The organism is Nonomuraea helvata (assembly GCF_039535785.1).
Taxonomy (GTDB): Bacteria; Actinomycetota; Actinomycetes; order Streptosporangiales; family Streptosporangiaceae; genus Nonomuraea; species Nonomuraea helvata.
On sequence record NZ_BAAAXV010000011.1, the window covers coordinates 223,475 to 246,959 of the forward strand.

Consider the following 23,485-nt stretch of genomic DNA (forward strand, 5'->3'; position numbering starts at 1 on the left):
TATTAAAGAGGGAGTTCCAGGTAAAGGAATATTAAAGTGTATTTCTGGTGGAGGCGGACCAGGTGTTGCATGCACCCGGGGTTCCGCGGTTGAAACCGCGCGTCATCCACGCGGCCTGCGTCGGGCCCCTGCCGTGGTCGTTCTGCGGCCAGCCCTTGGCGCCGTTCTTCCTGAACCAGTCCACGGTGTACGCCCAGTCGGCGTCCGTGACCAGCTTCGTGCCCTTCATCGTGCTCATGAAGACCGAGGAGAGGCATTCGGCCTGCAGCTCCGAATTGCGGGAGAGCTGCAGCCGTTTTGCCTTTCCCGCCACGGTCCTGGCGGCCCAGTAGTAATTCCAGATGCCGGAGATCTGCTGGACGTGGTGTCCGTACTCGTGGGCGATCAGGCGGGTGATGCCCAGCGGGAACGGGTTCCGCAACTGGTCCTTGCTGATCATCAGGTACATCGTGCGGTCGGTGGAGCAGTAGACGCCGTCGGCGCCGGCGTTCCACGCGCCGCAGGGCGTCTTGACCTTGGTGGTGATGATGCGCAGCCGCGGCTTGGTGAAGGGCAGGCCGGCCTTGCGGAACTGGGCGCCCCATGCCCGGTTGAGGCAGTTGGTCACGCGGGTCAGGAAGCGCCGGTACGCGGTCATGCTCCCGGCCGGCAGGTCGCCGGGCGCGCAGTTCACGTCGGTCAGACGGCCGCTCCTGTAGAGCGGGTTCGCCGTCGCCAGCGCCCTGCCGATCGCAGGGCCCTTCTTCGCCTGGCTGGAGATCTTGGCGGGAGGAGAGGCGAGCTGCTGGGCCTCGTTCTGCGGCTCCGTCGAGGTGGTGGCCACATCGGCCAGCACGAGCACCAAACCGGCGGCTGCCAGGGCAAGTGCCAGCATGGCGACCGCGAGTGCCGCGAGTTTGCTTTTGGGGACGGAGTTCATATGTCCCGAAAGACTAGGTCAAGATCGGACATATGTGGGTGGGTTTGACTCGATGGAGTCAGTGAGGCGTCCGCGAACTAGACTCGGACCGTCGGCGCACAAGAGCAGAGGGGAGTCGGATCCGTGAGCGGGTTGCTGGGCTCGATGAAGGGACCGCACGACGTCAAACGGCTCGCTGTCGAGGAGTTGCCACAGCTCGCAGGGGAGATCCGTGATCTGCTCGTCGACTCGTGCGCCAGGTTCGGCGGCCACCTGGGCCCCAACCTCGGGGTGGTCGAGCTGACCATCGCGGTGCACCGGGTCTTCGACTCGCCGAACGACCCCGTTGTCTGGGACACCGGCCACCAGGCGTACGTGCACAAACTGCTGACCGGGCGGGCCGCGGGCTTCGAGGCGCTCAAGCAGGAGGGCGGCCTTTCCGGCTATCCGAGCCAGGCCGAGTCCGAGCACGACTTCGTCGAGAACTCCCACGCCTCGACCGCGCTCTCCTATGCCGACGGCCTGGCCAAGGCGTTCAAGCTGCGTGGCGAGCGCGACCGCACGGTCGTCGCGGTGATCGGCGACGGCGCGCTGACCGGCGGCATGGCCTGGGAGGCGCTCAACAACATCGCCGCCGGCAAGGACCTGCCGGTCGTGATCGTGGTCAACGACAACGGCCGCTCCTACTCGCCCACGATCGGCGGCCTGGCCTCCCACCTGTCCTCCCTGCGGGTCAACCGCCGGTACGAGGACATGCTCGAGTACGTCAAGGAGAAGCTGGGGAACGTTCCCGTCCTCTACGACGCGCTCCACGGCTTCAAGAAGGGCGTCAAGGACGTCCTGGCGCCGCAGGTCATGTTCGAGGACCTCGGGCTCAAGTACGTCGGCCCCATCGACGGCCACGACGAGCAGGCCATGGAGACGGCGCTGCGCAAGGCCCGCGACTTCCGCGGGCCCGTGATCGTCCACGCGCTCACCCAGAAGGGCCGCGGCTACTCACCCGCCGAGAACCACGACGAGGACCAGTTCCACTCGCCCGGCGCCTTCGACCGGGCCACCGGCGCGGAGAAGCCCAAGGGCCGCATCTGGACCAACGTGTTCAGCGAGGAGCTCGTCCGGCTCGGCAAGGAGCGCGAGGACCTCGTCGCGATCACCGCGGCCATGCTCCACCCGACGGGCCTCAGCGCGTTCGCCGAGGCCTTCCCCGAACGCATCTACGACGTCGGCATCGCCGAGCAGCACGCGCTGACCAGCGCCGCCGGGCTGGCCCTCGGCGGCATGCACCCCGTCGTGGCCGTCTACGCCACGTTCCTCAACCGCGCCTTCGACCAGCTCCTCATGGACGTCGCCCTGCACCGGCTGCCCGTCACCGTGGTCCTCGACCGCGCGGGCGTCACGGGCGACGACGGCGCCAGCCACAACGGCATGTGGGACCTGTCGATCCTCCAGGTCGTCCCGGGGCTGCGCATCGCCGTGCCGCGCGACGGCGACCGGCTGACCGAGCTGCTGCGCGAGGCCGTGGAGGTCACCGAGGGCCCGACCGTGCTGCGCTTCCCCAAGGGCCCGGTCGCCGAACCGGTCGAGGCGGTGGGCAAGCTGGGCGAGATGGACCTGCTGCGCGCCCCCGAAGGCGAGCCCGACGTGCTGCTGGTCGGCGTCGGCCCGATGGCGCAGGCCTGCATGGACGCCGCGGTCCTGCTCGACGCCCAGGGCATCTCGGCCACCGTGGTCGACCCCCGCTGGGTCAAGCCGCTCGACGAGGCGCTCGTGCTGGCGGCGAGCGCCCACAAGCTGGTGGCCGTCGTCGAGGACAACGGCCGCGTGGGCGCCGTGGGCGACGCCGTGGCCCGGCTGCTGCGCGACGCCGACGTGGACGTGCCGGTGCGTACGTACGGGATCCCGCAGGAGTTCCTCGACCACGCCAAGCGGGCCGTGATCCTCAGCCGGGTCGGCCTGACGGGGCAGGACCTCGCCCGCCAGATCACCGAGGCCGTCGCCAAGCGCACCGCCCACGAGGAGCCCGCCCGCCACTGACCACCGTGCGGCGCTCGGTGACCAGGCGCCGCGATCGGTGGTGCGCGGCGCGCCGGTCACCCGCCGGCTCGGCGATCGGGTGGGCGGACCTGTGACGAGCGGAAAGCCGCCGCCTGCGCGTGATCAGGCATGATCGCGAAGGGTGGGGGAAGGATCACTAGTCGTGGAGATCTTTCGCACGAAGAGTGTCGAGCAGTCCATCCGCGACACCGAAGCTCCCGAGCACCAGCTGCGTAAGCGCCTGACCGCCACCGATCTGACCGTCTTCGGCATCGGGGTGATCGTCGGCACTGGGATCTTCGTGCTCACGGGACAGGTCGCCAAGACGATGGCGGGCCCGGCGGTGGCTGTCTCGTTCGTCGTGGCGGGCATCGTCTGCGGGCTCGCCGCCCTGTGCTACGCCGAGTTCGCCTCCACGATCCCGGTCGCCGGCTCGGCCTACACCTTCGCCTTCGCGACCCTCGGCGAGTTCCCGGCCTGGGTGATCGGCTGGGACCTGACGCTGGAGCTCGCGCTGGCCGCGGCGGTGGTGGCGGTCGGCTGGTCGGGCTACTTCGCCTCGATGCTCTCCTCCATCGGCGTCCACCTGCCGAACGCGATCGCGGGCGACAACCCCGTGGTGAACGTGCCCGCCATCGCCATCGTCCTCATCCTCACCCTGATCCTGGTCGTCGGGATCAAGGTGTCCTCGCGGGTCAACCTCATCCTCGTGGCCACCAAGATCGCGGTGGTGCTGCTGGTGATCGTGGCCGGGCTCTTCTTCGTCAAGGCCGCCAACTACACGCCGTTCATCCCGGAGCCGGTCCCCACGCCGCAGGTGGGCGGGCTGAAGGCGCCGCTGCTGCAGGTGCTGTTCGGCGTCACGCCCGTCGCGTTCGGCGTGCTCGGCATCTTCTCGGCCGCCGCGATCGTGTTCTTCGCGTTCATCGGCTTCGACATCGTGGCCACGGCCGCCGAGGAGACCATCAACCCGCAGCGCGACGTGCCGCGCGGCATCATCGGTTCCCTGGCCATCTGCACGGCGCTCTACGTCGCCGTCTCGCTCGTCGTCGTCGGCATGCAGCGCTACGACCGGCTGAGCGTCTCGGCGCCGCTGTCCGACGTGTTCACCTCGGTCGGCTTCGCCTGGCTGGCCACGATCATCAGCATCGGAGCCCTCGCCGGCCTGACGACGGTGGTGCTGGTGCTGCTGCTCGGGCAGACCCGGGTGCTGTTCGCGATGTGCCGCGACGGGCTGCTGCCGCGCTCCCTGTCGAAGGTCGATCCCCGCTTCGGCACGCCGGCCCGGCTGACGATCATCGTCGGGGTGGTGGCGATGGCGCTGGCCGGGTTCGTGTCGTTCGGCGAGCTGGCAGAGCTGGTCAACATCGGCACGCTCTTCGCGTTCGTGCTGGTCTCGATCGGCGTGGTCGTGCTCAGGCGCACGCGGCCCGACCTGCCGCGCGGTTTCCGCGCGCCGCTGGTGCCGGTGCTGCCGATCCTGTCGGTGCTGGCCTGCCTCTACCTCATGCTCAATCTGCCGGTGGAGACGTGGCTGAGGTTCCTGATCTGGATGGCCATCGGCGTCATCGTCTACTTCGTGTACGGCTACCGCCACAGCCGGACCGCGACCCCCTCGGTCAAGAGCGACGGCTGAGGGGCGGGCGCGAACCCGCCCCCCGGCGTCGTGTCAGAGGTCGAAGACCGCTCCTGTCGCGGCCTTCACCAGGCAGGCGTTGCCGAAGACCTTGCCCCAGCGCACCGGTTTGCCGTCCCATTGGCCCTTGGCCGCGACGGCGTGCGGCTCGGCCTCGCGGGTGCATACGGCGTCCGGCGAGACGTTGAGCTGCCCCGGGTCCCCGTTGACCTTCTCCAGCAGCTCACAGGCCGCCTGCGCGTCCGGGTGAGTGCCGCCGGCGGGCTCGCAGTGCAGCCGGACCTTCTTGGTCTCTCCGCCCTTCACCGCGACGACGAGCGTGAGGTGGTCCTTCGGCCGCGCGGCCACGGCAGGTGACGAGGTGCCCAGCATGACGAGGCCGCAGAGCGCGAGGGCGCCTAGTGCTCGGATCATGGTTACTCTCCGTTCGTAGGAACGTTACGCAACGCTACGACGGAGCCGGGTGAGGGTTAAGGAGGCCCGCCGGGCGAGCCCCCAAAAAGGATCAGACAGGCACCGAGGCGATGCCCGGAGCGAGGAAGCGCGGCCGGGCGATGCCCGTCCTGTCCAGGTACGGGGTGATCCCGCCCAGATGGAACGGCCAGCCCGCCCCGAGGATCATGCACAGGTCGATGTCCTGCGGCGCGGCGACCACGCCCTCGTCCAGCATGATCCGGATCTCGGCGGCCAGGGCCGCCAGCACGCGGTCGCGTACCTGCTCGGCGGTGGACGGCGACGTGCCGCCGGAGAAGATCGCCACCGCCTCCGGGTCGAGCGTGAAGTCGGGGCGGTACACGCCCGGCTTGCCCGCCGCGACCAGCTTGGCCATGTTCTCCGAGACGCCGAACCGGTCGGGGAAGGCCTCGTGCAGCGTCTCGGCCACGTGCAGCCCGACGGCCGGGCCGACCAGCTGCAGCAGCGCGAACGGTGTCATCGGCAGCCCGAGCCCGTCCAGCGCGTGCTCGGCCACCTCCAGCGGCGTGCCCTCGTCCACGGCCGACACGACCTCGCCCATGAAGCAGGTCAGCAGCCGGTTGACCACGAACGCGGGCGCGTCCTTGACCAGCACCGACGACTTCTTCAGCGACTTGCCCACCGCGAACGCCGTGGCCAGCGTGGCGTCGTCCGTCGCGGCGCCGCGGATGATCTCCAGCAGCGGCATGACGGCCACCGGGTTGAAGAAGTGGAACCCGACCAGCCGCTCAGGGTGCTCCAGATCGGCGCCCATCGCGGTCAGGGAGAGCGAGGAGGTGTTCGTGGCCAGCACGCACTCCGCCGAGACCACGGCCTCCACCTCGGCGAACACCTGCTTCTTGACCGCCAGGTCCTCGAACACGGCCTCGATCACGAAGTCGGCGTCGGCGAAGGCGTCCTTGGTCAGCGAGCCGGTCACCAGGGCCTTGAGCCGGTTGGCCTGGTCACTGGAGATACGGCCCTTGCCGAGGAGCTTGCCGACCTCGGCGTGCACGTACCCGACGCCCTTGTCGAGCCTGGCCTGGTCGAGGTCGGTCAGCACGACCGGCACCTCCAGGCGGCGTGCGAACAGCAGCGCCATCTGCGAGGCCATCAGCCCCGCGCCCACCACGCCGACCTTGGTGACCTTGCGGGCCAGCGACCGGTCGGGCGCGCCCGCGGGCCGCTTGGCGCGGCGCTGCACCAGGTCGAACGCGTAGAGCCCGGCCCGCAGCTCGTCACCCGTCAGCAGGTCGGCCAGCGCCTCGTCCTCGGCGGCGAAGCCCTCGTCACGGGAGGCCGTGCGGGCCTGGCCGATCAGGTCGAGCGCGCGGTAGGGGGCGGGGGAGGCGCCGCGCAGCTTCATGTCCACCAGGAAGCGCGCGTCGCCGACCGTCTTGTCCCAGTCCTCGTCGTCGTGGGCGGGCCGCTCCACGGCCACCTCGCCGTTGACCACGCGGGCGGCCCAGCGCAGCGACTCCTCCAGGAAGTCGGCGGGCTCGAACATCGCGTCCGCGACACCCAGCTCGTACGCCTCCTTGCCCTTGACCATGCGGTTCTGGGAGAGCGGGTTCTCGATGATCAGCTTGATCGCGTTCGCCGGGCCGATCAGGCGGGGGAGCAGCTGCGTGCCGCCCCAGCCGGGCACCAGGCCGAGGAAGCACTCCGGCAGCGCCACCGCGGGCACGCCGGAGGAGATCGTCCGGTATGTGCAGTGCAGCGCCACCTCGAGGCCGCCGCCCATCGCGGCGCCGTTCACGAACGCGAACGACGGGATCGGCAGCTCGCCCAGCCTGCGGAAGACGTAATGACCCAGCGCGCCGATGGCGAGGGCCTCCTCGCGCGTGGTCAGGGCGGCCGCGCCCTTGAGGTCGGCGCCGACGGCGAAGATGAACGGCTTGCCCGTCACGCCCACCGCGGCCAGGTCGGTGCGCTCGGCGATCTCCGACAGCGCGCCGTTGAGCGCGAACAGCCCGCGCGGGCCGAACGTGTTGGGCTTGGTGTGGTCGAAGCCGTTGTCCAGCGTGATCAGCGCCATCGTGCCCGCGCCGTAGGGCAGCTGCACGTCGCGCACCAGCGCCTTGGTGACGACTTCGTCGCCGCTGCGCTCGCTCAGCAGGCCCCGCCAGGTCTCGATGCTCCCAGGCCCGACTTCGTCGCTCCTGCGAGCAGAGTCGCTGTGCCTACTTGTTCGCTCGCTCATGCCAGGTTCTCCCAGATCACAGTGCCGCCCATGCCCATGCCGACGCACATGGTGGTGATGCCGTACCGCACGTCGGGACGCTCGCCGAACTGCCGCGCGAGCTGCGTCATCAGCCGCACGCCCGACGAGGCCAGCGGGTGGCCGTAGGCGATCGCGCCGCCGTACTGGTTCACGCGGGGGTCGTCGTCGGCGATGCCGAAGTGGTCGAGGAAGGCCAGCACCTGTACGGCGAACGCCTCGTTGATCTCGAACAGTCCGATCTCCGAGATGTCCAGGCCCGCCAGCCGGAGCGCCCGCTCCGTGGACGGGATCGGCCCCACCCCCATGACCTCGGGGTCCACGCCGGCGAACGCGTAGGAGACCAGCCGCATCTTCGCGCCCAGCCCCAGCTCGTCGGCCACCTCCTTGGCCGCCACGACGCACCCGGTGGCGCCGTCGTTGATGCCGGAGGAGTTGCCCGCCGTGACGTTGCCGTGCGGCCGGAACGGCGTCTTGAGCGCGCTCAGGCCCTCCAGCGTGGTGCCCGGCCGCGGCGCCTCGTCCTCGGCCGCCAGGCCCCAGCCCTGCTCGGCCGTCCTGATCGCGGTCGGCACCAGGTCGGGCTGGATCTTGCCGTCGGCGTACGCCTTGGCCGCCCGCTCCTGCGACAGCACCGCGTACGCGTCCGCCCGCCCCTTCGTGATCGCCGGGTAGCGGTCGTGCAGGTTCTCCGCCGTCATGCCCATGACCAGCGCGCTCGGGTCGACCAGCTTCTCCGACAGGAACCGCGGGTTCGGGTCGACGCCCTCGCCCATCGGGTGGCGGCCCATGTGCTCGACGCCGCCCGCGATGGCCACGTCGTACGCGCCGAACGCGATGCCGCCCGCGACCGTGGTGACCGCGGTCATCGCGCCCGCGCACATGCGGTCGATGGCGTAGCCGGGCACGCTCTTGGGCAGCCCGGCCAGCACCGCGGCCGCCCGGCCGATGGTCAGGCCCTGGTCGCCGATCTGCGTGGTCGCGGCGATGGCGACCTCGTCCACGCGCTCGGGTGGCAGGTGGGGGTTGCGCCTGATGAGCTCGCGGATGACGCGGACGACCAGGTCGTCGGCGCGGGTCTCCGCGTACAGTCCCTTCGGCCCCGACTTGCCGAAAGGCGTGCGCACGCCGTCGACGAACACGACGTCACGAGAGGAAGGCACGGATTCGCTCCTCGTTGGAGAGTGGGTTCCGTGCCTATGCTACTCGCCAGTAACTACTCCGCAGACGAGGGCGGCGGTCAGCAGTGCGTAAATGACGGCCGTGCCCGGCTCCCAGAGATGGGCGCGGGCTCCGACCAGGGCCGCGACCGCCACGGCCGCGCCCGTCCAGAGCGCCGCGCCCTCTCGCGGGCGCGCGCCGTGGCCGGGGTCCCATGGATCGCCAGGTGATCCGCCCGACCGCGCGGCACGCGCCAGCATCCCCACTGCGTCACGTGCCCACCAGATGACGAACAACACCCCCGCCGCGAGACTCACCACCGCCAGCGCCTCGGCGGCCCAGCGCAGGGAGTCGGCGAAGGCGTACAGGGCGGCCTCGTGGAAGAAGTGCGGCTCCGTCCAGCCGAGCAGCAACGTGACCGCCCAGCCGCAGGCCACGGCCAGCCTGCTGAGCGGCCGCGTCCGTGCCGAGGGGGTGACGGCGTAGAGCTCACGCTCTCTCAGGCGGACGAGCCGGGCGTGGGCGCCCCAGACGTACTGGGTGGCCACGAGCACGGGGACGGCCGTCATGAAGATCGCCAGTGACAGCACGGCCAGCGGCAGCGTCTGCTCGTCGGTCTGCGCCCGGTCGGCCAGCAACTGGGCGGTGGTCAGCAGCGCGATGGCGGCGGAGAGTGCGACGAAGGCCCGGCGGCGGGCGGTCCTGGCCGTGGCCCGCAGCTCGGCCAGTCTCTGAGCGCCTGGAGGGGGCGCCGTCTCGGTCAACAGCATGGATGTCATGATGACCTCACTCCGCGTAGCGACGCCTCGCATTCGCACGCTTTGGATGGAGCCCTCGCTGGCACGGAAGAGTGGCAGCGCAGTGGGTTGCCGTGGTCGGCCGGATGGCGCGACATTCCCTTGGGGGGCACGTTTTCTCAGTACACTGCGCGTCACCGGAGGGGGGCGTGTGAGGGAGAGCGCGAAAAGAGCGGGGGATGCTCCATCTCGGCGGCGGGGCCGCGGGCCGGGCCGGCGACGGCGGGTCCCCGTGCTGGGGTGGGTCGGCATCGGGCTGACGTTCGTGCTGGTGGCCGTCTCGCTCGGGGCGTACGCGTATTACCGGCGCATCGAGGGCGGGATCGACCGCGAGGTGATCGACGTCGGAGCGAGCCGCCCGCCGGAGACCGGCGCGCTCAACGTCCTGCTCGTCGGCTCCGACTCCCGCGAGGGCGACAACAAGAAGTACGGCCCGCACCTCAAGGAGATCGGCGAGCGCACCGACACGATCATGCTGCTGCACATCTCCCCCAACCGGGACAAGGCCACCATGATCAGCTTCCCGCGCGACTCCATGGTGATGATCCCCGAGTGCCGGAGCCGTACCGGCGCCGTGCTTCCCGGTAGCCTGCGGCAGATCAACGCCGCCTTCAACGAAGGCGGCATCAACTGCACGATCAAAACCCTCGAGTCGCTCACCAACATCAAGATCAACCACTTCGTGAAGGTCGACTTCACCGGCTTCAAGGGCATCATCGACGCCATCGGCGGCATTGAGATCTGCCTGCCGAAGGCCGTCAACGACCCCAAGTCCAAGCTGGTGCTCGGCCCGGGCAAGCACGTGGTCAACGGTGAGCAGGCGCTGGGCTACGTGCGCACCCGCTACGCCCTGGGCGACGGCAGCGACCTGAGCAGGATCCAGCGGCAGCAGGTCTTCCTCACCAAGGTGCTCGAGGCGGTCACCAGCGGCGGCCTGCTCACCAACCCGGTGAAACTCAACGCGTTCCTGGAGGCGGCCGCCGCGGCCGTCACCGTGGACAGCGGGCTGACGCTGGACCGGATGCTGGACATCGCCAACAGCGTCAAGGGCCTGACGGCCAAGGAGCTCAAGGGCATCACCGTGCCCACCGAGCCCTATCCGCCGGACAAGAACCGCGTCCAGTTCAGCGAGCCGGCCGCGCGCGACTTCTTCGAGAGCGTACGGAACGACGTCGAGGTCACCGCGACCCCCACGCCGGGCAAGGCCGCCGCCGTCAAGGTCGAGAACAAGCAGGTACGCGTCCAGGTGCTCAACGGCACGGGGGAGCAGGGCAAGGCGGTCCAGGTGGCCGACCAGCTGGCGGCGCAGGGGTTCGTGATCACGGAGGTCGGCAACGCCGCCGTGACCGACACCACCGTCATCCGGTACGCCAAGAAGGACACCGCGGACGGGCCCGGCTACGCGGACGCGGTGGCGGCGCGGCTGTCGAAGGAGAAGAAGACGCCGGTGGCGGGCAAGGTCCGGCCGGTCAACACGCAGCCGTACACGTCCCAGGCGGGCGTCAAGGTGCCGGATGGGCCGATCGTCCAGCTCGTCATCGGCAAGGACTGGCCCGGGGTGCGCGTGGTCTCGGCGATCCCTGACTCGCTCAAGGACAAGGTCGTCGACTCCACCACCAACCCGTGCCTGTGACGCCCGGCCCCGGGCCGGGCGGTGACGTTTCCGGTTCGTCCGGCGCCGATCCGTAGCGCTCATCCGGGCTTCTGCGCGCCTTCAGATGCAGGCCGCAGCACTGTCATAGCCCAAAGTGACGAATGTTACAGAGAGTGTTTTTAGGGAAACATGTGAAATTTCCGGACAACGTGAGGTTTAGTCTGCTAGGAAAGGGCGCGGTCCGCATTCGTACTAGAGAGGTTCCATCGTGGCGCGCGACGAGAACGACAGGCCTTACGAGGATGGGCAGGGGAGGTCGTTAAACCCTGAGATGACGGGTGACGTGCTTTCCCCACGGTGGAGCACCGAGGACACCGACGAGCAGCCCGCCATCCAGGTCGTCGGCAACGAGACCTACATCCTCCCGCTCGACAAGAGCGAGCCGCAGCTCATCGAGGGCCGCGACGTGCTCGACGACGGTCCCCACGACGTGCTCGGCGGCTCCGGCGGCTCGCACGACCTGTACGGCGGCCCCAGCGGCGCGCACGACGTGCTCGGCGACCCCCACGCGAGCGGCGCCCAGGACGTGCTCGGCGACCCCCATGCGAGCGGCACCCGCGATCTGCTCGGCGACCCTCACGCGAGCGGCACCCGCGACCTGCTGAGCGAGCCGAGCGGCTCGCACGGCGTCGAGGACAAGGACGAGAACCCGTACCTCCCGCTCGACCGGAGCTACGAGTCGGGCCTCGACGACGATCGCGACGACGACCGGCCCAAGCGCGGCTTCCTCGGCTCGGGCTGGACCGACGACTCGGACGAGGGGCGCTCGCGCGGCGGCCGTTCCGGTGGCGGCGAGGGCCGTGGCCGTTCCGGCGACGGTGAGGGCGAGGTGCGCCGCCGTACCAGGAAGCTCCTGGTGGCGGCCGCCGCGGTGGTGCTGGTCGGGGTGGGCGCGGGCTTCCTGCTCACCGGCAACTCCTCCGACGACCCCTGCAAGGCCGGCCAGTGCGCCAGCGCGGGCGAGGTGACCTCTCCGACGGAGACCGCGGCCCCCGAGGACACGGCCGCGGAGGAGGAGGACACCGCCGAGCCCACCGATTCGGACAGCCCTGAGCCGACCGACACCCAGGCCGCGCGGCCGTCCACCCCGCCGACGCAGCGGACGCGGCACACGCGCGAGCCTTCGGCCCGCCCGACGAACACGCGACAGCCCACGCAGCGGGCGAGCACCAGGCCCACCCGGGCCCCGCAGACCCAGGCGCCGGACAACGGCGACAACACCGTCTCCAACCCGGCCGGCGGCAACGACGACACGGTGGAGACCAAGGCGCCGGAGTCCAAGAACACCGAGGCTCCTCCCGCCACCCAGGCGCCCCAGACCCAGGCGCCCGCGCCCACGCCCACGAAGGAGAGCAAAGGCATCCTCGACATCCTGTTCCCCTGGGCCTGAGCACCGTAGGGTGCTCCCCGGGGGATGCGGACCCAGGTACTGGTCTGGCAGACTTGGAAACCGCTTTCCGGGGAGGTCTCGTGGTCACGCTTGAAGACGTCGCCAGGCAGGCGGGCGTCTCGCTCGCGACCGCCTCGCGGGTGCTCAACGGCAGCACCCGCCAGGTGGGCGCGGCCCTGCGGGCGCGCGTCGAGCAGGCCGCCGACGAGCTGGGCTATCGCGCCAACATCGCCGCCCAGACGCTGGCCCGCGGGGCGAGCAACGTCATCGGCATCGTCGTGCACGACCTGACCGACCCCTACTTCGCGGCCCTGGCCGACGGGGCGATGCGGGCGGCCACCACCGAGGGCCTGCTGGTCATGGTGGGCACCACGCATCGCGACCCCGAGCAGGAGATCGCCTACGTCGCCACGCTGAACGCCCAGCGCGTGCGAGCGGTGCTGCTGGTCGGCTCGCGCGTCGCCGACCCGGCCGTCACGGGGCGGCTCCGCGACGAGCTGGCCCGATACCAGGCGGGCGGCGGCCGTGCCGCCTGCGTGGGCCAGGACCTCCTCGGCGTCGACACGGTCGCGCCCGCCAACAGGCAGGGCGCGGCCGAGCTCGCCCGCGCGCTGGCAGGGCTCGGGCACACGCGGTTCGCGGTGCTGGCCGGGCCGCCGCACCTCGTCACGGCGGCCGACCGGTGCGCCGGCTTCACCGAGGCGCTGGAGGAGCTGGGGCTGCCTGCGCCGCAGGTGATCAACGGGCCGTTCGACCGCGACGGCGGCTACGCCGCGGCCCAGCAGGTCGTGGACGCGACCTGCGTGTTCGCGGTCAACGACGTGATGGCGGTCGGGGCGCTGGCGGCCTACAGGGAGCGCGGGGTGAGGGTGCCCGAGGACGTCTCGGTGGCCGGGTTCGACGACATCGTCACGCTGCGCGATCACGTGCCCGCGCTGACGACCGTGCGGCTGCCGTTGAAGGACATGGGGGCGCGGGCGCTGGAGCTGGCGCTGGGCGAGGAGGACACGGTCGTGGTCGAGCAGGTGGCCGGTGAGGTCGTGCTGCGGGAGAGCGTACGGAGGCTGGCGTGAAGCTGGCGGTCAGCACGCTGGGCATGCCCGGCGAGGGGCTCGACAGGGCCATCGAGATCGCGACCGGAGGCGGCTGCCAGGGCCTCGAGCTGCGCCTGCACCCGGACACCGGGGTGCACGGCGGTCTCGACGCCGCCGGGCGGCGCTCGGTGCGGGAGCGGGTGGAGCGGGCAGGTCTCGAAATTTCGGCGCTCGCTGGATATGTCGGCATTTGTGAGCCGGGGGAGGACGAACCGGTCGTCGAGGCGCTGATCGCCGACCTTCAGCTCGCCGCCGACCTGGGTGCGCCCGGCGTGCGGGTGTTCCCGCGCGGCGACGACCCGGCCGTCGGCGCCCGCAGGCTCAAGGCCGTCTCCGGTACGGCCTCCGCGCTCGGCACACGCGTCCTCGTCGAGACGCACGACCGCATGGCCACCGGCGCGGCGGTGGCCGGGCTGCTGGCCGAGGCGGGCTGCCCCGAGACCACCGGCGCGATCTGGGACCTGCTGCACCCGTGGCGCCACGGCGAGTCGCCGGCCGACACGCTGGCCGCGCTGGGCCCGTACCTCTCCTACGTCCAGGTGAAGGACGCCGTCTCGGCCGAGGACACCACGCCGGTGCCCATGTGGACGGGGTCGGTGCCGCTGGAGGAGTCGGGCGAGCTGCTGCGGGCGGCCGGTTACGACGGGTGGGTCTCCCTGGAGTGGGAGCGCACGTGGTATCCGCAGGTCGCACCGGTCGAGGAGATCCTGCCGGGCGCGGCTGACTGGGTGCGGCGTTTCGCCCTTTAGAAGACTTTCGCCGCTTAGATAGGGGGATGCCCCTTTCTAAGCGGAACAAGGTGCTCGTCGTCGGCATGGACGGCCTGCGGTTCGACCGGCTGCGCGCCCTGGGCGCGCCCGTGCTGGACGGGCTGATGTCCTCCGGCGCGTACGGCACCAGCAAGCTCCCCTACGGTGAGGCGGGAACGCCGCGTACGGAGTCGCCCGGCGAGGTCGTGCCCAAGAGCCCGGAGCCGGGCGGGCGGGTCATCGCGTCGCGTACCGACTCGGGTCCCGGCTGGTCGTCGATCGCCACCGGGGTCTGGCCGGACAAGCACGGCGTGGTGGACAACGCCTTCACCAACCCCAATTTCACGAAATTTCCGGACTTCCTGACTCGCGCGAAGAATGTCCGGCCGGAGCTGACCACCGCCGCGTTCTTCTCCTGGACGGCGCTCGACGAGTACGGCGCCTTCAGCCGGGCGATCGACCACCGGTTCGTCGTCGACGGGTACGGCATGGGCATCTGGGCCGCCGCCGACGAACAGGTCGCCGAGGCCGCCGAGCGGCACCTGGCCGATGCCGACGCGGACGCCGTCTTCGTGTACCTGGGCGACACCGACGAGGTGGCCCACGACCTCGGCCCCCATTGCGAGGAGTACTTCACCGCGCTCCAGACCCAGGACGCCTACCTGGGCCGCCTGCTCGACGCCGTCCGCGGCCGGTCCACGTACCCGGGCGAGCGATGGACGGTGCTGGTCACGACCGACCACGGGCACGTGGACGAGGGCGGGCACGGGGGGACGTCGGACGAGGAGCGCACGGTGTTCGTGATCGCGAACCGGTTGGGGGAGGACCTGGGCGGCCGCTCGCTCGCCGGGCCCCGGCTGGTGGACGTGGGGCCGACGGCGTTGGGCGTGCTGGGCATAGCGGCCGATCCGGCGTGGGATCTGGACGGAACGGATCTTTTCATCAACTGTTGAATTTCTGCCGGGAAAGGGTGAGACTGGGTGACAGGACGCTGAAGGGCAGAGGAGCACCCGATGAACACGGCACTGGACTTCGCCGAGATCGACGCGGGGATGCTGGCCGAGGTGGGCGGCAAGGCCGCGAACCTCGGCGAGCTGACCAGGGCCGGCCTGCCGGTCCCACCGGGGTGGGTGCTGACCACGGAGGCGTACCGGCAGGTGGCGCAGGGCCTCGAGACGAGCGGCGACGACCTCGCCGAGCGGGCCAGGCGGCACCTCCTGGAGGCGCCGGTGCCGCCGGCCGTCCACGAGGCGATCGTGAAGTCCTACGCCGAGCTGGGCGACGACGTGCCCGTCGCGGTCCGCTCCTCGGCCACGGCCGAGGACCTGCCGTTCGCCAGCTTCGCCGGCCAGCAGGACACCTTCCTCAACGTGGTCGGCGCCGAGGCCGTGGTGGACGCCGTACGTCGCTGCTGGGCCTCGCTCTGGACCGACCGAGCGGTCGCCTACCGGGAGTCCAACGGCATCGACCACGCCACGGTGCGGCTCGCGGTGGTCGTCCAGGCGATGGTGGACTCGCAGGTGGCGGGCGTGATGTTCACCGCCGACCCGGTGACGGGGCGGCGGCGTCAGGCCGTCATCGACGCGAACCCCGGGCTCGGCGAGGCCGTCGTCTCCGGCGCCGTGAACCCCGACCGCTTCGTCGTGTACGGCGGCGAGATCCTCGAACGCCACGCCGGCGACAAGCGCCTGACCATCCGCTCGCTCCCCGGCGGCGGCACCGAACGCGTCGAGACCCCCCACGAGGGGCTCTGCCTGACCGACGACCAGGTGCGCGCGCTGGCCGACCTGGGCGCCCGCGTCGAGGACCACTACGGCGCCCCTCAGGACACCGAGTGGGCCATCGACGAGCACGGCAGGATCTGGCTCACCCAGGCCAGGCCGATCACCACGCTCTATCCGCTGCCTGAGCAGAGCAGGCCCGGCCTGCGGGTGTACTTCTCGGTCAACGTCGTCCAGGGCGTCATGGGGCCCTTCACTCCGATGGGGGTGTCGGCGTTCCGGCTGCTCAGCGCCGGAGCGGCGAAGGTGTTCGGCTACGGACCCGCCGACCGGCTCGACGGCGCGGCGTTCGTCGCCGTGTCGGGCGGGCGCATGTGGCTCGACCTGACCACGGCCGTCCGCAGCCGCTTCGGCCGCGCCCTGCTGCCGCGCGTGCTCACGCTGGGCGAGGCCCGCGCGGTCCCCCTCATCGAGCAGCTCATGCAGGATCCGCGGCTCTCGCCGGAGTACACCTCACCCCGCCCGGTCCTGCGCGCCGTACGCAGGTTCGCGCGCGGCATCCACGCCCCCTCCCGGGTCCTGATCGCGCTGACCAGTCCTCGCAAGGCTCTCGAGTACACCGCCCGCCTCGGCGCGGAGCTGGACCGGCGCCTCGTGCCGCCCGCGTCCGCCACCCCCGAGCAGCGCCTGGACCACGCCGAACGCCTGCTCGCCGGCACCTTCCCGGCCATCCTCTCGATCATGCCGATCGTGATCACCGGCTACGGCCTGTTCGCCCTGGCCTCCAAGCTCTCCGGCGTGCCGCTCAACGACATGCAGGACATCCTGCGCAGCGTCCCCCACAACCCGACCACGGAGATGGACCTGGAGCTGTGGGACCTGGCCACCCGCGTCGAGCCGGAGCCGTTCAGGGAGCGGCCGGTGGCCGAGCTGGTCCGCCTCTACCAGGCCGGAGGGCTTCCTCCGGTCGCCCAGCGGGAGATCGCCGCGTTCCTGGACAAGTACGGCCACCGGGGGGTCGCGGAGATCGACATGGGCGTGCCGCGCTGGTCCGAGGAGCCCGCGCACATCCTCGGCGTGCTGGCCAACTACCTGCGGATGGAGGGCGGCGCCGACCTCGCCCCCTCCGCGCTGTTCGCCAAGGGCGCCGAGGAGGCGCGCTCGGCCATCGCCCACGTGGTGTCCGCGGCCGGGCGCAAGGCCCGGTGGCGGGCCTCGGTGGTGCGCTTCGGGCTGCGGCGTACGCGGGAGTTCGCGGGGCTGCGCGAGCTGCCCAAGTTCTACCTGGTCAAGACCCTCGCCGGGCTGCGGCGGAGCCTGCTGGTGGTCGGGGAGCGCCTGGTGGAGCTCGGCGTCCTGGACGCGGCGCGCGACGTGTTCTTCCTGACGTTGCGGGAGGCCAGGGCCGCCCTCGGCGGAGGGGACCTGCGCGCGGTCGTGGAGGAGCGGCGGGCGGCGTACGAGCAGGAGTCGCGCCGCAGGCACGTGCCCAGGATGCTGCTGTCCGACGGCACCGAGCCCGAGGCGCTCGCGTCCGCGGCCGCTGCTTCCACCACTGGCGGCGCGCTGACGGGTACGGCCGCCTCGGCGGGCACCGTCACGGGCGTGGCCAGGGTGGTGCTCGACCCCATCGGCGCCCACCTGGAGCCGGGCGAGATCCTGGTCTGCCCCTCGACGGACCCCGGCTGGACGCCGCTGTTCCTGACGGCGGGCGGCCTGGTGATGGAGATGGGCGGCGCCATGTCGCACGGCGCGGTGGTGGCCAGGGAGTACGGCATCCCGGCCGTCGTCGGCGTCCCCGACGCCACCCACCGCATCACCACGGGCCAGGAGATCGAGGTGAACGGGGCGGCGGGCACGGTGACGCCGCTGTGACGCCGCTGTGACGCCGCTGTGACCACGGGCGGCGGCGCGGATCACCTGTGCCGCCGCTCCCAGGAGGTCACGGCAGGAGCACCACGTCCTCGTACCGCGCCTTCATCGTGGCCACCACCTCGTCGGGGTCGGCGGCCCAGATGTCGGCGTTGAAGATCTCCACCTCGACGTCGCCGGCGTAGCCGGCCTCGAGGACCGCCCGCGTGATCGGCCGGAAGTCGATCACGCCGTCGCCCATCATGCCCCGCCCGAGCAGGATGTCCTGCGGCAGCGGGTGCAGGTAGTCGCACACCTGGTAGGAGGCGATCCGGCGGCCGGCCCGCGCGATGTCCTCGAACACCCGCGGGTCCCACCACACGTGGAACGTGTCGACCACCACGCCGACCTGCTCCTCCGGATACGCCAGGCTCAGATCGAGCGCCTGGCCCAGCGTGGACAGGACCGCCCGGTCGGGGCAGTAGATCGGGTGCAGCGGCTCCAGGGCCAGCTTGACCCCGCGCTCCCCGGCGTAGGGCGCCAGCTCCGCCAGCGCCTCCGCCACCCGCTCGCGCGCCCCGGCCACGTCACGCGAGAAACCGCTCGCGGGCAGGGGCTCCCCCGGCTTCACGCCGGGCAGGCCGCCGACCACCATCACCAGGCACGCCGCCGACAGCTCGGCCGCCTCGTCGACGGCCCGCCGGTTCTCGTCCAGCGCCTGCGCGAACGCACGGCGTCCCTCCTCGCCCGGCAGCCCGCCGGCCGTGAGGAAGCCGCCCCGGCACAGCGACGACACCCGCAGCCCGGCCTCGCGCACCAGCTTCACGCTCTCCGCGAGGCCCTGCTCGGCGACCTTCTCCCGCCACAGCCCGACCGCCTCCAGGCCGTGCCGTACGCACCCGTCCACGGCCTCGGCCACGGACCAGCGCCTCGTCGTCCACTGATTCAGGGAGAGGGTCATAGGACCGCCTTCGGCGGTCCTATGACCCAGCGTGCTGTGTCCATGGTTCCCTCGCTTCGCTCGCTCACAGCCCGTTCACCGCCAGCAGCGCCTTCATCCGGCGTACGGCCAGCTCCTGGTCCGCCAGCAGCCCGGCCTGGTCGGCGAGGCGGAACACCTCCGACAGGTGGAGCAGCGAGCGCGCCGACTGAGCGCCGTTCACCATGGCGAACGCGTCCTGGTGGCCGTTCAGCCAGGCCAGGAAGACGATGCCGGTCTTGTAGTTGTACGTCGGCGCCTCGAAGATCTTCCGCGACAGCGGGACGGTCGGGGCGAAGATCTCGTCATAGCGGTCCAGGTCGCCGGCGTCTAGCGCGTGCAGGGCCGCCGCCGCGGCCGGGGCGATGGCGTCGAAGATGCCCAGCAGCGCGTGCGAACCCGACTTGATCAGCGACGGGTAGTTGAAGTCGTCGCCGGTGTACAGCTTGACGCCCTCGGGGAGCGCGGCGCGCAGCCCTACCTCGTGCTCCTCGTCCAGCAACGACACCTTCACGCCGTCCACCAGCGCGGCGTGGGCGTGGATCAGCTCCAGGAACGACTCCGTCGCCGCCGCCACGTCCCGCGAACCCCAGTAGCCGGCCAGCTGCGGGTCGAACATCTCGCCCAGCCAGTGCAGGATCACGGGCCGGTCGGCCAGGCCGAACAGCTTGCCGTACACCTGGTGGTAGTCCTCCGGGCCCGTCGCCACCCTGGCGAGCTGGCGGGAGGCCATGACGATCACACCGGCGCCGGCCGACTGGACAGTCTCGATCTGCTCGGCGTACGCGGCGGTGATCGTGTTCAGGTCGGCGGCCTGGGGCGCGTGGTCGGTGCCCGCGCCGCACGCGACCAGCGTCGCCGGGTCGCCGTACGGGCGGGCCTCGGCGGCGCTGCGCCGGATGAGCTCCTTGGTCGCCGCCCAGTCCAGGCCCATGTTGCGCTGCGCGGTGTCCATGGCGTCCGCGACGCGCAGGCCGTGCGACCACAGGTGACGGCGGAAGCGCAGGGTGGCTTCCCAGTCCACGGCGGCGGGGGAGCCGGGCGTGTTGTCACCGAGCGGGTCGGCCACCACGTGGGCGGCGGCGTACACGATGCGGCCGGCGGGCGCCTTGTCCGGCACCGGCCACGTCACGGGCTCGCGCAGCTCGTAGGCGCCGATCCCCGGCAGGTCGATCGTCGTCACAGCTGCGGCACCTCGATCCTGCGGCCCTCGGCGTTCGAGCGCAGCCCCAGCTCGGCGAGCTGCACGCCGCGGGCGCCCGAGGCGAAGTCGTTGGGGAAGGGCGCGTCCTCCACCACGTGCCGGACGAACGCCTCCCACTGCACCTTGAACCCGTTGTCGAACTCGGCGTTGTCGGGCACCTCCTGCCACCCGTCGCGGAAACGGGCGGTGGCGGGCAGGTCGGGGTTCCAGACGGGCTTGGGCGTGGCGGAGCGGTGCTGCACCCGGCAGTTGCGCAGCCCGGCGACGGCGCTGCCGTGCGTGCCGTCCACCTGGAACTCGACCAGCTCGTCGCGGTTCACGCGAACCGTCCAGGACGAGTTGATCTGCGCGACGATGCCGCCTTCGAGCTCGAAGATCCCGTACGCGGCGTCGTCCGCGGTCGCCTGGTACGTGTTGCCCTGCTCGTCCACCCGCGAGGGGACGTGCGTCACGGCGCGGGCGTAGACGGACTCGACGCGGCCGAACAGGTTCTCCATCACGTAGTGCCAGTGCGGGAACATGTCGAGCACGATGCCGCCGCCGTCCTCGGCCCGGTAGTTCCACGACGGGCGCTGCGCCTCCTGCCAGTCGCCCTCGAACACCCAGTAGCCGAACTCACCGCGCACCGACAGGATCCGGCCGAAGAAGCCGCCGTCGATCAGCCGCTTGAGCTTGAGGAGGCCGGGCAGGAACAGCTTGTCCTGCACGACGCCGTTCTTCACACCCTTGGCCGTGGCCGCCTCGGCCAGCGCCATGGCCTCCTGCGTCGACTCGGCCGTGGGCTTCTCGGCGTAGATGTGCTTGCCTGCCTCGATGGCCTTCAGCACGGCCTTGACGCGGGCGCTGGTGACCTGCGCGTCGAAGTAGATCAGGTTGTCGTCGTCGGCCAGGGCGGAGTCCAGGTCTGTGGTGAAATCCGAAATCCCATGCTTCGCAACGATATCTGCCAATTTGTCGGCATTTCTTCCGACAAGTACGGGCTTGAGCTTCACCCTGTTGCCGTCCGAGAGCGTGACGCCGCCCTGCTCGTTGATGGCCAGGACGGAACGGACCAGGTGCTGGCGGTAGCCCATCCGTCCGGTGACGCCGTTCATCACGACGCCGATGGTGCGCACGCTCATTGAGGATCCCTTCAGGACATACATGGGGAAAGCGCTTTCCCGAACCGTACGGCCGCCCCGCCGACGACGTCAAGTAGCGTCTTGAATTCCCTGTAGGCCCCTGAAGGAATCAGGGAGCCCGGCAGGCGTAGCCTGGCGAATGCCCGCGCCCGCGCTCAGTCGCCCGCATGGCGGCTGCCCCCTCTGGCGGCGCGTCAGCTGGTGCCCGGCGCGAACGCGCACGGTGCCCAGCCCGGCGACGCGCTTGTTCGCGCTGCGACGCCGGGCCGGGCAGCGGCCAGAGGTTACTGGTCGCCGCCGCGGTTTTCCAGGCGGGCCAGGGCCTTGGTGATCGGGTGGGCCGTCAGGGAGAGCTGCCACTCCCGGGCGCCGAGCTCGCGCAGCCGGGCGGTGACGGTCTCCTCGGTGATCTCCGCGGGCGGCTCCCACGTGAGCCGTCGTACGGCGTCCGGCTGCAGCAGGTTCTCCGTGGGCATGTGGTGCTGCTCGGCCAGCCCCGCCACCACCGCGCGGGCGGCCGCCAGGCGTTTGGCGGCGGCCGGGTCGCGGTCGGCCCAGCGGTTGGGCGGTGGCGGCCCGTCGCCGGGGGTGCTCGGCGTGGGGAGCTGGCCGTCGGGCAGCTGGCGGGCGCGGGTCACCGCGGCGAGCCAGTCGCTCATGTGCCGGCGCGCGCTGCGCCCGGTGAATGCCGATATTTCGGTCAAGGCCTTCTTGGTACGGGGTCCCTCCAGCGCGGCCGTCACGATGGCCGCATCGGGCAGCACCCGTCCGGGCGCCAGGTCGGCCTCCCGGGCGATCCTGTCGCGCATGGTCCACAGCTCCCGCACGATCGCCAGCGCCCGCACGTTGCGCACCTTGTGGATGCCCGAGGTACGGCGCCAGGGATCGGACCGGGGGACGGGCGGCGGCGTGTTGAGCACGGCGGCGAACTCCTCGCGCGCCCACTCCAGTTTCCCGCTCTCCGCCAGCTCCTGATGGAGCGCGTCCCGCAGCTCGACCAGCACCTCCACGTCGAGCGCCGCGTACCGCAGCCAGTCTTCGGGCAGCGGCCTGGTGGACCAGTCGGCGGCCGAGTGGCCCTTCTCCAGTCGCAGCCCGAGCACGGTCTCGACCATGGTGCCAAGGCCGACCCGTTCGTAGCCGAGCAGCCGCCCCGCCAGCTCGGTGTCGAACATCGTGCGCGGCCTGAACCCCACCTCCAAGAGGCACGGCAGGTCCTGGGAGGCGGCGTGCAGGACGACCTCGGCGTCGGCCACGGCCGCGTCGAGGTCGGACAGGTCGGGACAGCCGATCGGGTCGATCAACGCGGTGCCCGCCCCGGCCCGGCGCAGCTGCACGAGGTAGGCGCGGTTGCCGTAGCGGTAGCCCGAGGCGCGCTCGGCGTCCACCGCGACGGGACCGGTGCCCGCCGCGAATCGCGAAACGATTTCAGCCAGCCCGGCCGCGTCCGCGATGACCGGCGGGATGCCCTCGCGCGGCTCGAGCAGCGGTTCGACGGTGCGTTCTTCTGTCATGAGCTCACCGACCTCATGACGCTGGTGCTGTCTTTACTGGTGCCCTCACTTCGTACGGTCACTCTCCGGATTCATCGCGGCGGCGGGGAAGGGCGGCCACGTCGGGCGGGAGCGGCGGGATCCCCGCCGCCAGGCACATGAGGTCGCACCAGGCGGCGACGTGGCCGGAGAGATCCTCCTGCGCGGGTGACCAGGACGCCCGCAACTCGAGCTCGGTCGTGACCGGGTCTTCGGCTTTGTTGCCGAACCCCTCGGACACGGCTCTTGTCACGGTACCGCCAGCGGCGGAGTAGTCGGCTTGGTGGGCGTCCAGAGCCTCGGTCAGCCAGCTCCAGGCGACCGGTCCGAGCAGCGGATCGGAGGTGATCTCCGGCTCCATGTCGGCCCTGACGTAGGCCACCAGCCGGAACGGGCCCTCCCACCCGCGCTGGCCGTCAGGGTCGTAGAGCAGGATCAGCCGGCCGACCGCGAGCTCGTCGTCGTCGCGGTAGACGGACGCGCCGATGGCGGCCGAGTAGGGGGCCAGCCGCTGCGGCGCGGGGAGGTCTTCGAGCTCGATCTCCGGCCTGACCTCGGCCTGCCGCATGCTCTCCGCGGCGCGCGTGAACACCGCTGGAGGAGGAGGCGGGTCACCGAGTGTCATAGCGGAAGCGTAGGTCGAAGACGGACGGAAGGGGACCACGGGGGTGCTCATCCTTCGTGATCAAGCCGCTGCCGTAACCAGCTGGCGATTCGGTCGGAGGGTTTCGGCCGTGCCGAAGATGATCGCGTGACCGCAGTCGACGCAGGCCCACTCGGGGCAGTGGCCGGGCTCGTGGCCGTCGAGGCACGGCGGTTGCTCGAACGGCCGCTCGCCTGCACAGGAAGGGCAGCGCTCACTGCGGCGCTCTGGGGAACTCCACAACGCGGTCATCGCACGAGTCATCGAGCCGTGGCCTTTCTTCGGGTCGTGGCTCCGACGTTGGCACGAGCTGCTGACAATTCCCCGCAACGCGCTCGGCGTGTCCC

Annotated in this window: 18 protein-coding genes; 8 read left to right on the forward strand and 10 right to left on the reverse strand. The window is 71.2% G+C overall.

Annotation, left to right across the window (positions count from 1 at the left end):
* Positions 1–31: 31 nt before the first annotated feature.
* Complete coding sequence (locus ABD830_RS48950; RefSeq protein ID WP_345002458.1) at positions 32–919, reverse strand: neutral zinc metallopeptidase; 888 nt, start codon at positions 917–919, stop codon at positions 32–34.
* 132 nt (positions 920–1,051) lie between these two features.
* Here ABD830_RS48950 and dxs point away from each other — a divergent pair, with 132 nt between their 5' ends.
* Positions 1,052–2,932, forward strand: a complete 1,881-nt coding sequence (dxs, locus tag ABD830_RS48955; RefSeq protein ID WP_345002667.1) for a 1-deoxy-D-xylulose-5-phosphate synthase — start codon at positions 1,052–1,054, stop codon at positions 2,930–2,932.
* Between the two features lie 163 nt (positions 2,933–3,095).
* Positions 3,096–4,568, forward strand: a complete 1,473-nt coding sequence (locus ABD830_RS48960) for an amino acid permease (RefSeq protein WP_345002459.1) — start codon at positions 3,096–3,098, stop codon at positions 4,566–4,568.
* A 33-nt stretch (positions 4,569–4,601) separates the two neighbouring features.
* Here the strand turns inward: ABD830_RS48960 and ABD830_RS48965 are convergent, their stop codons facing one another.
* From ABD830_RS48965 to ABD830_RS48980, 4 genes are all read right to left on the reverse strand, one after another.
* Positions 4,602–4,982 (reverse strand): SSI family serine proteinase inhibitor, encoded by a 381-nt coding sequence (locus ABD830_RS48965; RefSeq protein ID WP_345002460.1) that lies wholly within the window; start codon positions 4,980–4,982, stop codon positions 4,602–4,604.
* Between the two features lie 91 nt (positions 4,983–5,073).
* Positions 5,074–7,224 (reverse strand): 3-hydroxyacyl-CoA dehydrogenase NAD-binding domain-containing protein, encoded by a 2,151-nt coding sequence (locus ABD830_RS48970; protein WP_345002461.1) that lies wholly within the window; start codon positions 7,222–7,224, stop codon positions 5,074–5,076.
* On the reverse strand, positions 7,221–8,384 hold the full coding sequence (locus ABD830_RS48975; protein ID WP_378520753.1) for a thiolase family protein: 1,164 nt from the start codon (positions 8,382–8,384) through the stop codon (positions 7,221–7,223). Before ABD830_RS48975 ends, ABD830_RS48970 begins: the two co-directional genes overlap by 4 nt.
* Positions 8,385–8,444: 60 nt before the next feature.
* Positions 8,445–9,173: a hypothetical protein gene (locus ABD830_RS48980; RefSeq protein ID WP_345002463.1), complete on the reverse strand. Its 729-nt coding sequence runs from the start codon at positions 9,171–9,173 to the stop codon at positions 8,445–8,447.
* Positions 9,174–9,432: 259 nt separating this feature from the next.
* On the opposite strand from ABD830_RS48980, the gene ABD830_RS48985 reads away from it, so the two are divergent.
* The 6 genes from ABD830_RS48985 (at position 9,433) to ABD830_RS49010 (ending at position 17,683) form a co-directional block, all read left to right on the forward strand.
* Positions 9,433–10,833 carry an LCP family protein gene (locus ABD830_RS48985; RefSeq protein ID WP_345002464.1) on the forward strand — a complete coding sequence of 467 codons (1,401 nt, stop codon included), beginning with the start codon at positions 9,433–9,435 and terminating at the stop codon, positions 10,831–10,833.
* Between the two features lie 304 nt (positions 10,834–11,137).
* On the forward strand, positions 11,138–12,244 hold the full coding sequence (locus tag ABD830_RS48990; protein WP_345002465.1) for a hypothetical protein: 1,107 nt from the start codon (positions 11,138–11,140) through the stop codon (positions 12,242–12,244).
* 80 nt (positions 12,245–12,324) lie between these two features.
* Positions 12,325–13,317, forward strand: coding sequence for a LacI family DNA-binding transcriptional regulator (locus tag ABD830_RS48995; RefSeq protein WP_345002466.1), 993 nt, complete (start codon positions 12,325–12,327; stop codon positions 13,315–13,317).
* Positions 13,314–14,087, forward strand: a complete 774-nt coding sequence (locus ABD830_RS49000) for a sugar phosphate isomerase/epimerase family protein (protein ID WP_345002467.1) — start codon at positions 13,314–13,316, stop codon at positions 14,085–14,087. The genes ABD830_RS48995 and ABD830_RS49000 overlap by 4 nt, the downstream gene beginning before the upstream one ends.
* A gap of 26 nt (positions 14,088–14,113) precedes the next feature.
* The gene (locus ABD830_RS49005) at positions 14,114–15,040 is read left to right on the forward strand and encodes an alkaline phosphatase family protein (protein WP_345002468.1); all 927 of its coding nucleotides are present in this window, start codon (positions 14,114–14,116) and stop codon (positions 15,038–15,040) included.
* Between the two features lie 60 nt (positions 15,041–15,100).
* On the forward strand, positions 15,101–17,683 hold the full coding sequence (locus ABD830_RS49010) for a PEP/pyruvate-binding domain-containing protein (RefSeq protein WP_345002469.1): 2,583 nt from the start codon (positions 15,101–15,103) through the stop codon (positions 17,681–17,683).
* A gap of 67 nt (positions 17,684–17,750) precedes the next feature.
* Here ABD830_RS49010 and ABD830_RS49015 read toward each other — a convergent pair whose 3' ends face one another.
* The 5 genes from ABD830_RS49015 to ABD830_RS49035 all read right to left on the reverse strand — a co-directional run bounded on the left by ABD830_RS49015 (position 17,751) and on the right by ABD830_RS49035 (position 23,120).
* A complete protein-coding gene (locus ABD830_RS49015; protein ID WP_345002470.1) occupies positions 17,751–18,620 on the reverse strand; it encodes a sugar phosphate isomerase/epimerase family protein in 870 nt (289 codons plus the stop codon).
* Between the two features lie 64 nt (positions 18,621–18,684).
* The gene (locus ABD830_RS49020; RefSeq protein ID WP_378520748.1) at positions 18,685–19,821 is read right to left on the reverse strand and encodes a dihydrodipicolinate synthase family protein; all 1,137 of its coding nucleotides are present in this window, start codon (positions 19,819–19,821) and stop codon (positions 18,685–18,687) included.
* Positions 19,818–20,963: a Gfo/Idh/MocA family protein gene (locus ABD830_RS49025; RefSeq protein ID WP_345002471.1), complete on the reverse strand. Its 1,146-nt coding sequence runs from the start codon at positions 20,961–20,963 to the stop codon at positions 19,818–19,820. Before ABD830_RS49025 ends, ABD830_RS49020 begins: the two co-directional genes overlap by 4 nt.
* A 284-nt stretch (positions 20,964–21,247) precedes the next feature.
* A complete protein-coding gene (locus ABD830_RS49030) occupies positions 21,248–22,477 on the reverse strand; it encodes an HRDC domain-containing protein (RefSeq protein WP_345002472.1) in 1,230 nt (409 codons plus the stop codon).
* Between the two features lie 58 nt (positions 22,478–22,535).
* Positions 22,536–23,120 carry a DUF3000 domain-containing protein gene (locus ABD830_RS49035; protein ID WP_345002473.1) on the reverse strand — a complete coding sequence of 195 codons (585 nt, stop codon included), beginning with the start codon at positions 23,118–23,120 and terminating at the stop codon, positions 22,536–22,538.
* Between the last annotated feature and the right edge of the window lie 365 nt (positions 23,121–23,485).